General features: G+C 29.9%; 14 protein-coding genes and 1 pseudogene. 2 read left to right on the top strand and 13 right to left on the bottom strand.

Annotated elements, in window-relative coordinates; genetic code table 11:
* Positions 1-72 precede the first annotated feature (72 nt).
* The 5 genes and pseudogenes from G594_RS0106175 to G594_RS0106160 form a co-directional block, all read right to left on the bottom strand.
* A complete protein-coding gene (locus G594_RS0106175) occupies positions 73-576 on the bottom strand; it encodes a QueT transporter family protein (RefSeq protein WP_027097786.1) in 504 nt (167 codons plus the stop codon).
* 228 nt (positions 577-804) lie between these two features.
* A complete protein-coding gene (locus G594_RS0106170) occupies positions 805-1,677 on the bottom strand; it encodes a hypothetical protein (RefSeq protein ID WP_027097785.1) in 873 nt (290 codons plus the stop codon).
* A 257-nt stretch (positions 1,678-1,934) separates the two neighbouring features.
* Entirely contained in the window at positions 1,935-2,933 is a 999-nt protein-coding gene (locus G594_RS18450; protein WP_051195919.1) for an N-acetylglucosaminidase, read from the bottom strand.
* A 45-nt stretch (positions 2,934-2,978) separates the two neighbouring features.
* Positions 2,979-3,356, bottom strand: a pseudogene (locus tag G594_RS20730) (SH3 domain-containing protein); the annotation flags it as partial.
* A gap of 20 nt (positions 3,357-3,376) precedes the next feature.
* Entirely contained in the window at positions 3,377-4,492 is a 1,116-nt protein-coding gene (locus G594_RS0106160; RefSeq protein ID WP_027097784.1) for an SH3 domain-containing protein, read from the bottom strand.
* A gap of 415 nt (positions 4,493-4,907) precedes the next feature.
* Here G594_RS0106160 and G594_RS0106155 point away from each other — a divergent pair, with 415 nt between their 5' ends.
* Positions 4,908-6,401 carry an immunoglobulin-like domain-containing protein gene (locus G594_RS0106155; protein WP_027097783.1) on the top strand — a complete coding sequence of 498 codons (1,494 nt, stop codon included), beginning with the start codon at positions 4,908-4,910 and terminating at the stop codon, positions 6,399-6,401.
* A gap of 61 nt (positions 6,402-6,462) precedes the next feature.
* Here G594_RS0106155 and G594_RS0106150 read toward each other — a convergent pair whose 3' ends face one another.
* From G594_RS0106150 to G594_RS0106125, 6 genes are all read right to left on the bottom strand, one after another.
* Entirely contained in the window at positions 6,463-7,410 is a 948-nt protein-coding gene (locus G594_RS0106150; RefSeq protein ID WP_027097782.1) for a TRM11 family SAM-dependent methyltransferase, read from the bottom strand.
* Between the two features lie 47 nt (positions 7,411-7,457).
* Positions 7,458-7,889, bottom strand: a complete 432-nt coding sequence (locus tag G594_RS18445; protein ID WP_051195918.1) for a hypothetical protein — start codon at positions 7,887-7,889, stop codon at positions 7,458-7,460.
* A 109-nt stretch (positions 7,890-7,998) separates the two neighbouring features.
* Positions 7,999-8,619 carry an ABC-2 transporter permease gene (locus G594_RS0106140; protein WP_027097781.1) on the bottom strand — a complete coding sequence of 207 codons (621 nt, stop codon included), beginning with the start codon at positions 8,617-8,619 and terminating at the stop codon, positions 7,999-8,001.
* 21 nt (positions 8,620-8,640) lie between these two features.
* On the bottom strand, positions 8,641-9,258 hold the full coding sequence (locus G594_RS0106135) for an ABC-2 transporter permease (RefSeq protein ID WP_027097780.1): 618 nt from the start codon (positions 9,256-9,258) through the stop codon (positions 8,641-8,643).
* Complete coding sequence (locus G594_RS0106130; RefSeq protein WP_027097779.1) at positions 9,251-10,111, bottom strand: ABC transporter ATP-binding protein; 861 nt, start codon at positions 10,109-10,111, stop codon at positions 9,251-9,253. Before G594_RS0106130 ends, G594_RS0106135 begins: the two co-directional genes overlap by 8 nt.
* 5 nt (positions 10,112-10,116) lie before the next feature.
* Positions 10,117-10,491 (bottom strand): GntR family transcriptional regulator, encoded by a 375-nt coding sequence (locus G594_RS0106125; RefSeq protein ID WP_027097778.1) that lies wholly within the window; start codon positions 10,489-10,491, stop codon positions 10,117-10,119.
* A gap of 308 nt (positions 10,492-10,799) precedes the next feature.
* On the opposite strand from G594_RS0106125, the gene G594_RS0106120 reads away from it, so the two are divergent.
* Positions 10,800-11,393 carry a zinc dependent phospholipase C family protein gene (locus tag G594_RS0106120; protein WP_027097777.1) on the top strand — a complete coding sequence of 198 codons (594 nt, stop codon included), beginning with the start codon at positions 10,800-10,802 and terminating at the stop codon, positions 11,391-11,393.
* A 144-nt stretch (positions 11,394-11,537) separates the two neighbouring features.
* On the opposite strand, the gene G594_RS0106115 is transcribed toward G594_RS0106120, so the two are convergent.
* Together G594_RS0106115 and G594_RS0106110 are read right to left on the bottom strand one after the other, a co-directional pair.
* Positions 11,538-11,741, bottom strand: coding sequence for a hypothetical protein (locus G594_RS0106115; RefSeq protein ID WP_027097776.1), 204 nt, complete (start codon positions 11,739-11,741; stop codon positions 11,538-11,540).
* A gap of 337 nt (positions 11,742-12,078) precedes the next feature.
* The gene (locus G594_RS0106110) at positions 12,079-13,587 is read right to left on the bottom strand and encodes an IMP dehydrogenase (protein ID WP_027097775.1); all 1,509 of its coding nucleotides are present in this window, start codon (positions 13,585-13,587) and stop codon (positions 12,079-12,081) included.
* Between the last annotated feature and the right edge of the window lie 9 nt (positions 13,588-13,596).

Below are 13,596 nucleotides of genomic sequence, written 5' to 3'. Positions count from 1 at the left end.
ATATTTCTCATTTTACTTTTACATTAATTGCAAAAAGAAGACTCTAGTTTTTGCTAGAGCCTTCTTTTATACTTAAAATTCTTCCTTAAGTAATCTAGTATATCTATTTTGTATCATTTTAAATATCGGAATCCCCACTATTGTAATAACTACAAATTCACCTAATGCAACTTCACCCATGGTTAACCATAAAGGTGCTCCTACCGTAACATTTAACATCCATCCAATAATTATTCCATTAAATATTGTTGGCCATAATGAAGCTATAACTAAAGAAGCTTTGTTCTTTATATATTTTGCTGTTAAGCTTATAGCTCCAACACTTATAAATGTTGCTAAAGTTCCAAAAATAACATCCATTGTTCCATTTGGTCCAAGCAAGTTAGCTATGAAACATCCTAGAGTTAGTCCCCCTATGTAGAAAGGATCAAAGTAAGCTAATAATACTAGAATTTCAGATACTCTAAACTGAAAATTCCCATAGCTTATTGGTGCAAGTGCAACAGTTAATAATGCATATAAAGCTGCTATTACTGCTGTTCTTACAAGTCTTTTTGTTTTTAATTCATTTGTCATAATAACTACTCCCCCATTCTTCGAGAATTAGTTCAAGCCATGCAAAACAAAAAAGTCGTAGAAGAAATTCTTCCACGACAATAAAAAGCAATATAAATCCTATGCTTTGTTGCCGTAGTTTTGTTTATTGACAGGAGGCTCACGAACTGTCTCTATTTAATTCACTAAAACAGTATATATCAACTAAATTACAAAGTCAATACTTATGCTCTTTATTTTCTAATTACTTCATTGATATAGCACTTGTCCATCCTTATTATATACATCTATAAGTTCTCCCCTATATTGCTGATCTAAATTAGTAAAATTAACCTCTGTTGCTTTTCCACTAACTAAAGAATACTTATATTTATCACCTAAATTATCTACTACATTCACTTGTATTTCATAATTTGAATTCCTCTTTACATTTTCTTCTATAGAAAGATTATTATTAGTACCTATGTCATTAATTACAAATTCCTTTGATGAAATAATCTTATTATTCTCAAGAATATCAACTGTATATTTATATATTTGAATTTCATTTGGACCCCCATCCTGATAGCTACCTGATAAGTAAGATATATTAGTTTCTAGGTTACCTTTTAGTTTTAAAATTTCATTTCTATAGCTAATGGAACCATAATAATTAATAATCTCGCTCATATTTCTATCATAATTAAATAAACCTTTAGCATTTTCAATTTTTTCTGTATTTCCGTTCTTAATAACCAAGTATGAAGGAAGATCATAATCACTTAAAAGAGGCATATCTATAGTTCCAGTAAAATTAACTCCATCCCTCTTAAGTTTATAATCTTTATTATTTATCCTATATATAACTTCAGTGGTATCTGTAATTTCTTTTAACACTAAGCTTATTTTATATGTGCATTTTAGTGACGCTAACTCCTCATTAATCATTTCAACATTACTTTCACTTATAAGAGAGTTATCATCTTTTGGTTGGAATCTAATCCTGTTTAACTCTCCACTTAAACCATTTATATAATCATTATTAATATCTATTTTTTTATTAAGCTTAGTTATATAACTTAATGAAATAATATTTATAAAGATAAGAATTCCTATTATAATTTGTAAAGTATATTTTTTCATATTCCCCCCTAAATCCATTACTTCACCTTAATTGTATAATACAGGAAGTAGTTAATCAACAAAAAAGGTCGGGGGTATTTATTTTGCTTGTTTTATCGCAAGTTCCAAATCACAGAAAAATAAATATCTATTCCCCACATACTGATGGTAAAGAAAATGTAATAATACCTTTGATTTATAGCTAATTAAAATTTTATAACTAATCTAGAGATTAAAAAAGAGAAATTGCAAAACAATTTCTCTTTTCTAAATAATAATTAATTTATGAATGTCGGTATGTCAAATTCAAAGACTACTCCACACTTTTCTAAATATGGTGCCATTATTCTAGCTTGTTTTTCTGCCCAAGCTATATCAGAAGCATATTGATGCCATCCAATACTTGTAGAACTCATATTCCATCTCATCTTATATAATGTATTTTGATTATATTTAGTACTGTTTATATAGTTTTTGCTTATCCAACTAGCCCCCTCTGAAATTGCTAGTTCTGGAGTAAACCATCCTTGTTTATATGCATATTCTGAGCCACCTCTTAATGGATCACTATCAATTGCTCCTACACCATACATATTGTAAACAACCCTTGGTTCAACTGGGACACCATCAACTTCTGTTACTAACACGCCATTTGATAGTGTTGATGTACCATTACCTGTTTCAAGTCTAGCATGTGAAAGAAGATACATTACATTTACATTGTACTTTTTAGCACCTTCTAAGAATGCATTACCTTTTCCAGATAAAATTCCTCTTCCTTGTATAACTTCATTAATTACAGACATAGGAATTCCATTTACATAGTTTAACTTCATAAACATATACTTACTAACATCATTTATAAAGTTATTTGGATTCATATAATATTTAATGTCTTCAAGAGAAGCATTAACCCACTTTCCATCCTTTTGAACCATATTTAACTTAGGAAATTGTAACTCAGCAAATTTGTCTACAGTTAATCCATAGTTACTTGATCCGGTACTTATATTAATATACTTTGAACTTACATATGCTGTATTATCTTTGTACTTTATTTTGTACCAACCATTTTCTTCTCCAACAATTTCTACTATATGGTTAATAGTTACTGAACCCTTTATAGCATAACTTGTCCCAGCTCCACTTCTAACATTTAGGTTAGATACATTAACAGCTCCAATAGATATAACCTTTAGATTTTCTTCTGGTTTTTCATCAGGTATCTGTGGCTTATCTTCTGGAACATCCGGAACTTCAGGAGTTACAGGTGGCACTACTGGAGTAGTTGGCTTTTCATCTAGTAGCCTTACATAATCTTTACTTACGAAACCAGTTTTATCTTTAAAGTTAATTTTATACCAATTACCCTCGCTACCTATAATATCTACCTTTGTTCCATCAACTAAATATCCTAATACAATAGAATTAGTATTTGCTGCTGATCTAACTCTTAGATTACTTCCTGTATTATAAACTTCACCTTTTTTTACAACTACTTCTGGCTTATTATCAGGTTTTTCTTGTGTATTATTATTGTTACTTGATGTTTTAATTGTTACGTAGTCCTTATGTACATATCCATATCCTGAACCATACTTTATCTTATACCAACTTCCATTAGTATCAACTATCTTTACGACTGAACCGTGATTTAATACTCCTAGTATCTTAGTATTTGTTCCTGCTCCCTCTCTTACTCTTAATCCATCTGTTGCATTTACAGTTCCATCCTTTCAGTAACAGTAGAACCATTGTTATTATTTGATGAATTATTGTTTTGAGATCCTGAACCTGTTGACCCAGTAAATCCTGAAAAAGTTATTTTTATATAATCTTTATGTACATATCCATACCCTGAACCATACTTTATCTTGTACCAGCTCCCATTAGTATCAACTATCTTTACGGCTGAACCATGAGTTAATACTCCTAGTATCTTAGTATTTGTTCCTGCTCCCTCTCTTACTCTTAATCCATCTGTTGCATCAACAGTTCCATCCTTTTCAGTAACAGTAGAACCATTGTTATTATTTGATGAACCAGATGAACCATTAGATATTTTTGTAATGTAATCTTTATGAGAATATCCTACTTTCCCATTAAAGTTAATTTTATACCATTCTCCACTTTCACCAGTTATTTCAACCTCTTGTCCACCTAAAAGGTATCCAATAGTTAAAGCGCTTGTGCTTGGGGCTTGTCTAACTCTAAGATTACTTGTAATATTCTTTACTTTTCCTTTAGTTATGTTATTATTTGTACCAGATTCAGTTGTTTGAATAAGCTTAATATATTTACTATGTACAAATCCTGTTTTATTACCATAACTTATGTTATACCAATCTCCACTTTTAGAGTTAACTTGTACAACTTCTCCATCTTTTAATATTCCAATTCTGGCTGAAGTTGAACTAGCAGCTTGTCTAACATTTAATCCTACTCCACCTGTGTTATATACCTGTCCCTTTTGAACCGCTCTAGACGCTTTAGATAATGTAGTAACTTCTATATATTCCTTTGACACATATGCTTCATGTCCTTTAAAGTCAATTCTATACCATTCTTCAGTTTCACCCTTTATATTAACTACTTCACCATTTACTAAATATCCTATAACTGTTGATTGTAAGCTTGCACCTTCTCTTACTCTCAAATTACTATCAACGTTTACAACCTTTCCTTCGTATGAATCATTTAAATTCATAATGCTTTCTATATCCAAAATATTATCATTAGTTAATTCTGTAGCAGCTACAGAACTATTAGCTAATGACATTCCTCCTGAAAAAGTTGCACCAGCTAAAATTATTTGTAGTATTTTTTTCTTATTCATATAAAATACTCTCCTTAATAACTATATTGTAAATATTCATCGAATATTATCACTCTTATTTTACATTATATACTAAGTTAACCATCATTCCTATATACTTTGATAAATTTAGTAAATTTTTTAAGGTTTATTCTATACATCAATCACTAAATTATTTACTTGCATTTATTAATATAAAATCAATTAGTATTTCATTAAAGTTTTTATAAAAGTCAGCTTGATTTATTTATCAAACAGGCTTATACTGTTAATAAATGGATATCTATTGCGATATTAGCTAGTTCTAGCTATAAGAATTCTTTAAATGACATTTCAAAAATTAACTCTAAAATTACATCTCAGCATTACATGTAAACTTTTACCTAGATTTTATTGACATAAGAAAATATTAATTAAATTAGGAGGCGTATTAATAATGAGAAAAAACTTCTTTAAGAAAGTTTTTTGTCCATGCATCATGATACTATCTCTCTTGTTACCTATGTCTTTAAAAGTTAATGCAGCAACTTCTGCAGGTTCTTTTGGTGCTGGAGTAGGAATTAAAAATTGGCCAACCCAAGTAAATGCCCCATATGTAGATATGGTAGATTGGGTAACCAAACAAGGCTACTATGTAGGTGAAGATACTGGAGGACCCGCAAATTTAAGTAAATTATCCCAAGATACAGGTATTAAATTCTTTAACTTAGCATTTATTCAGTCTACTGGTTCAATCTCTAATGGCAAAGTTAATTGGGGATGGGGTGGATACTCTGTTTTATCTGAAGGGAAGATGAATTCTCAATATGATGCAATTAAACAATCTTTAAGAGAATTACGATTGCTAGGCGGAGATGCTACAATATCCTTTGGCGGAGCTAATGGAGTTGCTTTTTGGCAAACATCTCAAGATATTGATGTTTTATATAACACTTATCTTGATATTGTAAATGGATATGGTTTAACAAGAATAGATTTAGATGTAGAAGGTGGAGCTCAAAACAAACAAAATAATATTGCTAATGCAAAGGCAATAAAGAAGTTACAAGATGAAACAGGAGTTGAGGTTTCTTTAACTCTACCTGTTCTTCCATCAGGACTTACACAAACACAACTAGATGTTTTAGAGGCTTATCTATCCAATGGCGTAAACTTAAAATACATTAATATAATGGCAATGTGCTATGGAAGTGGTGTACTACAACCTAATGAAAACTATGGTACAGCTTCTGTAAGAGCCATGGATTCTACTAAAAATCAAATAAAGGATTACTACAAAAAATATGCAAATACTACCCTATCAGATTCAGAGGCTTATGCTAAATTAGGTGTAACTGTTTCTATAGGATATGAAAGTGGTTCAGACCCTATATTTACTCCTGCATGGTCTCAACTTGTTACTAATTACGCAAAAGCAAATAATATAGGAATGACCTCCTATTGGTCATTAAATAGAGATGCACTACTTGATAATAATTCAGGAATTTCTAGTCAATATGAACATTCTAAAATTTTTGCAACATTTGGATCTTCTCAAGCTGATCCAAGTAATACCTTACCTATAATTTTAGGAGTTGCAGACAAACAACTTCTAATTGGTGACAGCTTTAGTCCATTAGATGGTATAACTGCAACTGACAAAGAAGACGGAGACTTAACAAATAAAATAATTGTTAGTGGCTCTGTTGATACTACAAAGGCTGGAACTTACACAATTACTTATGCTGTTACAGATAGCAAAGGTGGAAGTACTATAGCTTATTCAAAGGTTACTGTAATAGACACATCTATTCCTGTATATGACTCATCGAAAATTTATCTTTCAGGAGATATTGTAATGTACGAAGGTGTTCAATATAAAGCAAAATGGTGGACATTAGGAGAAACTCCAGGTGCATCACAATGGGGGCCTTGGGAAAAAATAAGCTAAGCCTATATCTCTACCAATTATAATTTTAGAGGGTGCATCACTTTTTGTGAGCACCCTCTATTTAAATACAAATACTTATGTATCTAATAAATTTCCCTTTAGATACCTTACATCTATCAATAATTTTAAATCCAGCATTATACACAAATTCATCCATATCTTCAAAGGTAACTAAAATTAATTTATCTGCTATTTTCCTTGCAGAATTTATAATATCCATCTGTTCACTAGGTCTTATTGGTGTAAATAATCCATAAGGTAAATCTATTATTGCCACATCAAATTTCTCTTCTATATCCTTAATATCCATTCCTTTAACCACATCATTATAACCAAAGAACTCTAAATTTCTTCTAGCATTACTACAGATCTGTTTATTAATATCAAATCCTTTAATATTAAATCCCATGGACACTCCTTCTATAACAACTGTTCCTACTCCACAACAAGGGTCCACCATTTTTATATTAACGTCATTGCCTCCAGCTATATTAACTAAGGCTCTTGCCAGTTTTATACCTAAGGAATTTGAATATGAGTAAGGCTTTTTATCATGAATATGCCATTCAAAGTCGTTCTTTTCATATTCACCAAAATACCATCTGTTCCCTACTTTGCTAATTCCAATTCTTACTCTAGGGTTATGAATATCAGGCTCACCAGTTATAACAAAACCAACTGCCCTTAAACTGCTTAATCTCTCTTCATAGGTTGTGTTCTTCTCTTCTGCTTTAACATAAACAACCTTAAAATCGTCATAAGATAGATTTTCTTCCTTTATTTTATTACAAATTTCTTCTACACTATCTCCTTCATAAATCACTTTTAAAGCTTCTTTTATAAATGGACTTCTTGAAGGATTAACCCATATATCAGAGAAAAAATACTTTTCTTCTATGTCATTCTTAAATAAAGACTTCATTTCCATTTTATATAACTCCTTTTCATAAGGAGGATAGTTTGCAACGTATATATACTTTTTATCATCTGTATTTATATTTTCTAACATATAATAATTTCCTTTCAATAACTTAGATTATTCTAAGTATACCATATCTATAGTCCAAATACAGGTAAGCTTAAATCTCTCTCATAAATTCCCATAACACCTCTTAAAAAATACATATATGAAATCATTCCAAATATATTTCCTAAATTTATATCTTCATCAGGACTAAGTGAAAAATCTATTTCACCATTATTAAATTTTTCTACTAAATGTCCATACCTAGCAAAGCCTATATCAAAAAGAATACTTCTTGCTATTACTGCTAAATAAGCAGATTCTAAAGCAGGCACATCTGGGTCTGGCAAGTTTTCTGATGTATTCTCATATTTACTATAAACTAGGTCTATACTTTCAATAGTTGATATATATGATAAAACATCTGACACTATAAATACTAAATTTCCATATAGTTGCAGATCTAAAAGCCTCAATGTTTCTACATCTTCATCTGTAAGATTATAAAAGTTATTGTTTTCCACCTTGCCTCTCCTAAAGATTACTACCTACTTATAATATAGCCTTGCCTTTTTTCTTTGTGATAAAATTATAAAAAGACGTGCATCAATAAAGATGCCCGTCTACATTAAATTAACTATATTCTTTTCTTTCGTAGATATGTAGAACAACCACATACGAAAAGAAAACACATATTACCAAACAAATAATGCCTAAAATAATTAATACATATATGTTGGTACTTGGAAAAGATTCAATTGTTAACTTCCATGTTGAGTTTACTATAAGAACCATAGGAATAATTATCAAACAATAGTCCAATGCATTGACTTTCTTAAAATCATAAAAAAGTGTTCTAGGTAAAGTAATTGACAATAATACTCCAACATAAAATAATTCCAAAAGAAATACCATCCCAATAGTTAAATCTATAGAATCTTTTATTATTATACTTAAAATAGTAATTATAATAATTGATATTATGCTACTTATTATATTGAAAAGATATCTTGAAAAAATGTATTCTTTATTAGATACAGGTAAAGACCTAACTAGATTATCAACATTGCATCTCTTCTCTGCACCTAATGAACTGAACATTACTACAAAGAATACAGCTATTATAGAAACTAATAAAAGTTCAGGAAAAATCAATGAACTTATAATTCCTAGGCTTAATGTTAATATTATGGTTTTGTTCATTGACATCATATTTATATATTGCATTCTCAAAAGATATTCTATGTTCTTCATTGACCATCCCCCTAATAAATATTAAAGTTCTACTCTCTTATATATATTAACTGTTACTAAATAAGATATATACATTATCAATATTGTAACCAACATAATTAATAAAAATAATATATTCTTATTCAATATATTTATGTTTATATCACTTAATAGCTCAGGTAATTTCATTGTAAACATAAGTGGTAAAACTGTAAGAATAATCACAACTATCTTACCTTTTTCAGGGCCTAATATTGTTACAATAGGAGTTATTATTCCTACTAATACACTTCCAATTACAAGAGCTGATATTATAACACTTTCCACTGATATATATGGGCTTCCATTTAAGAATATTGCAACTATACTCATAATTCCAATAGAAATGAAAATTCCTATTATTCCAAATACATACCTAGATAAAATATATTCATTTACCTTTATTGGTAGTGTTCTTACAAGATTATCTATATTACATGCTTTCTCTCTTCCAACAGTAATATTGGTAAATGCTATAACTATTATTCCAACAGCATATGTGGCCATCTCTGGAATTACAAAAGGTATAAGTACACTTATTCCAATCATAGCTAAAAAAGTTCTATTTAATGAAAATAAATTTTCAAATTGCATTTTAACAAGACTTATAACATTACGCATTTTCATCACCTCTAGTATAAAATAGTAAAATATCTTCTAAAGTAGCCTTATCATAAACCACTTCTTTTCCAAATATCTCAAAAGCTTTATTCTTATCAGATGTCATCCCCTCAAATCCATACCTATTTATTTTTATTCCTCTTAAAATCTTCTCAGATTCCATGTCTAAAAGCTCAGTTTTTCCCCTTATAATGGCATGTTCTTCTAATAGTTCATCTTTTATTCCAGTTAAAATTATTTTACCTTCATAAATCATAACTATATAATCTGCTGTCTTTTCTAAATCAGATGTTATATGAGTAGAATAAAAAACTGTTGCTTCCTCTCTTTCAATATGCTCCTGAAGCATTTCTAACAATTCACTTCTAACCCTTGGATCTAGGTTAGCAGTTGGCTCATCCATAATAATTAGCTTTGGATGATGAGATAAGGCAATTATAAGTTCAAATTGTTTTTTCTGCCCCTTTGAAAAATCTTTATATAGCTTATTTTCATCTATTCTAAACTTACTTATATACTTTTTATATAAATCTTCATCCCATTTTTCATAAAAATTACTCATGTACTTTTTTATATTCTTTACCTTAACAGTATCTAGGAAACCTGCTTCATCCCCAACATAACCAATTTCACTTTTATAAGCGAAGTAGTCTCGTATATCATTATTAAAAACCTTTATGATTCCAGAATCCATCTTAAGCATATTCATTATTAATTTTATTGTTGTAGTTTTACCTGAACCATTCGGTCCAATAAAACCTGTTATATAACCACTTTCAATTAACAAATCATCTATAGAGAGTTGAAAGTTCCCTCTTCTCTTCTTAACTCCTTTAAATTCTATAGCTTTCATAAAAATTACTCCTCCAAAAATAAACTTTTAAATATTTCTAAGCATTCATCTAATGTTAATCCAATAGCTTTAGCTTGACTAATAGCATCATCTAACTTAATTTCTATTTCACATATAGCTGCCTCCTTAAGTCTGTCAGAATTACCTTCTGATACAAAGGTTCCTTTTCCAGCTACTGTTTTTATAAAACCTTCTTTTTCAAGTTCTTCATATGCTCTTTTAGTTGTTATAATACTTACCTTCAAATCTTTTGCTAGCATTCTTATTGAAGGTAAGGCTTCACTAGGCTTTAATTCACCATTTAATATCTGATTTTTTATTTGATTGGAAATTTGTTCATATAATGGAACTGATGAAGAATTACTAATTAATATATTCATTTTTCCTCCTAAGTGTATATATTATCCATATACAGATATTAACACCTATATACACAATAATCAATACTAATATCAATTTTTTAATATTTTTCCACATTATGTATACTTTTAAATGAAAAATATTTCAAAACCTAGTAATATAAGATTAAGTTTAGCTACTTTAAAACTTTACGGAACAATAAATTCCCTTATAGGTAACAATTACAGTTTTACTTTTTTAATTATCTCCGTTATATTTAAGTTAGTAATTTAAGAACTTTTGCATATAATAAAACCACGTAACAAAATTTTTACGGGAGCTAGATTTTATGAAATTAAAAACGCATTTATTTATAGCAAAAAAAATAATAAATAATAACAAGGATAATGTTTTATTAAAATATTACTCACCATTTTTTTATCTTGGAACAATATTACCTGACTTGATTGCTTCTTATAAAGTTCATCCCCACTACTTTGAAGAATCATCAGAATATGTTTATAGCAAAATAGAAAAAATCTCAAACTCAGGTAAACTTAATATATTTAACTCTATAAGAGCAGGTATAGTAGTTCATTATTTATGTGATTTCTGTTGTCATGCTCATATAAGAGGAAACTTCGATTCATTAAGAAAACATCTTAAATACGAAAATGATTTAGAGAAGTTTATACTTGAGGAGGAAAATAGCGAAGTGGCAATGGATAATAATATAAACACTGAAAGCTCAAATATATTATACGGGCCAAAAACTTTGAATTATTATATAATTGAACAAATTAAATCATATAGACTAGGAGCCCCTAGTTATATGTGGGATTATAAAAATGCTACAGAGCTATGCTCTACTGTATTTAATTCTTTATTTAACCTTTGTACATCTTATAGCATAATTTATAGAAAATTAGCATTTAGTAACTAAAAAAGGTGTGGCGGATATTTATTTCCCTTGTTCCGTCGCAAGCTCCAAGTCACATGGAAACAAATATCCCCCCACCCGTACTAAAGGTAAGTAAAAAAGGAGCCAATACTGGCTCCTTTTACTAATATTCTATTTTCCCTAATTTTAAAACAATGATTTGTTAAGTATAAATATATTTTCTATTTCATTATTATCTTCATCATAATATTTAACATCTGCACATAATATATATCCAAGATTCTCTCTTCCAAGTAATTCCCCTTGCATATCTAATAGCATTCTAGGTTCCATAGGAAGATTAACCATAGCACCTTTCCCTGTAATATCACAAAACATTTTAACTTTCATACTAAGCCACCTCCAAAACTATTTAATATACTTAGTATTAATGAAAGTACAAACATTTATTTAAATCCCTTCACTGCAATAATTTTTTAGTGGATAGATAATAGTTAATAGTGAAAAGTTATGGATAATTTTCTTACAGAAAATTTTTATTCCTAAGTGCTTGTCCATCCTAATGAACATAAAATTAGAATAAAAACTATCTTCCAATAAAATATACTTTCCATTTAATACAGCCGACTTATTAATTGTAAAAAACACTAGCGCTAGCAGAATTTCCTCCGTAACTTCTTATCTATACTGTGCGAAGCACTGCTTGTACCTTCTTACCTTATACCTTCTATTTTACCGTCATTCCATTCTTGTCTTTTAATAAAACATCATGTGCTCCACCTTCAACTATACTTGTAGATGAAACTAAAGTTATCCTTGCCTTTTCTTGAAGTTCTGGAATTGTTAAGGCCCCACAATTGCACATAGTTGATTTAATTTTTGCTAAGGTAACCTCTAAGTTGCCATGCAAGTGGCCTGCATATGGAACATAGGAATCTACTCCCTCTTCAAAGGAAAGCTTGTTTGCGCCCCCCATATCATATCTTTGCCAATTCCTTGCTCTTGCAGAACCTTCTCCCCAATATTCCTTCATATAGTTACCATTTATAATTACTTTATTTGTTGGACTTTCTTCAAATCTTGAAAAATACCTACCAAGCATGCAGAAATCTGCTCCCATGGCAAGAGCTAAGGTAATATGATAATCATGAACTATTCCACCATCAGAACATATTGGAATATAGATTCCCGTTTCCTTATAATATTCATCACGTGCTTTTGCAACCTCAATTACAGCTGTAGCTTGTCCTCTTCCAATACCTTTTGTTTCACGAGTGATACATATAGATCCTCCACCTATACCTATCTTTACAAAATCTGCTCCTGCTTCAGCTAGGAATCTAAAGCCTTCTCTATCTACTATGTTTCCAGCCCCAACCTTTACCTTATCACCATATTTTTCACGAATAAAGGTAATAGTTCTCTTTTGCCATTCTGTAAACCCTTCAGATGAATCTATACAAAGAATGTCTGCTCCTGCATCTATTAATGCTGGTACTCTTTCTTCATAGTCTCTTGTATTAATTCCAGCCCCTACAACAAATCTCTTTTGCTCATCTAAAAGCTCATTTGGATTTTCTTTGTGAGAATCATAATCCTTTCTAAAAACAAAAGCAACAAGTCTTTGTTCATCATTTAATATTGGAAGCGCATTAAGTTTATTATCCCAAATTATGTCGTTTGCCTCACGAAGACTTATTCCTTCCTTTGCATAAATAACCTTGTCTATAGGCGTCATAAATTCAGAAACCTTAGTAGACTTGTCCATACGACTTATACGATAATCTCTACTTGTAACAATTCCAACCAACTTTCCTGTAGATGTTCCATCATCTGTTACTGCAACTGTGCTATGTCCAGTTTTTTCTTTTAAATTAAGTATATCTTCAAGAGTTTCATCAGGTTTTATACTGGAATCACTAGCAACAAACCCAGCTTTATAATTCTTAACTCTTCTTACCATTTCAGCTTGATTTTTAATAGTTTGAGAACCATATATAAATGATATTCCTCCCTCTTTAGCAAGGGCTATAGCCATTTTATCATCTGATACTGACTGCATAACTGCAGAAACAAGAGGAATATTCATAGTTATAGAAGGTTCTTCACCTTTTTTAAATTTCACAATTGGTGTTTTTAAACTTGCTTTTGCTGGTATACATTCTGCTGATGAGTATCCAGGTACCAATAAATATTCACTAAATGTATGTGATGGTTCATTAAAATAATACGCCATTTCTATGCC

It is taken from the genome of Clostridium paraputrificum AGR2156, assembly GCF_000424025.1.
Taxonomy (GTDB): Bacteria; Bacillota; Clostridia; order Clostridiales; family Clostridiaceae; genus Clostridium; species Clostridium paraputrificum.
Note: the sequence above shows the minus strand (reverse complement) of the source record. Positions and strands in the feature narration are given on the sequence as shown.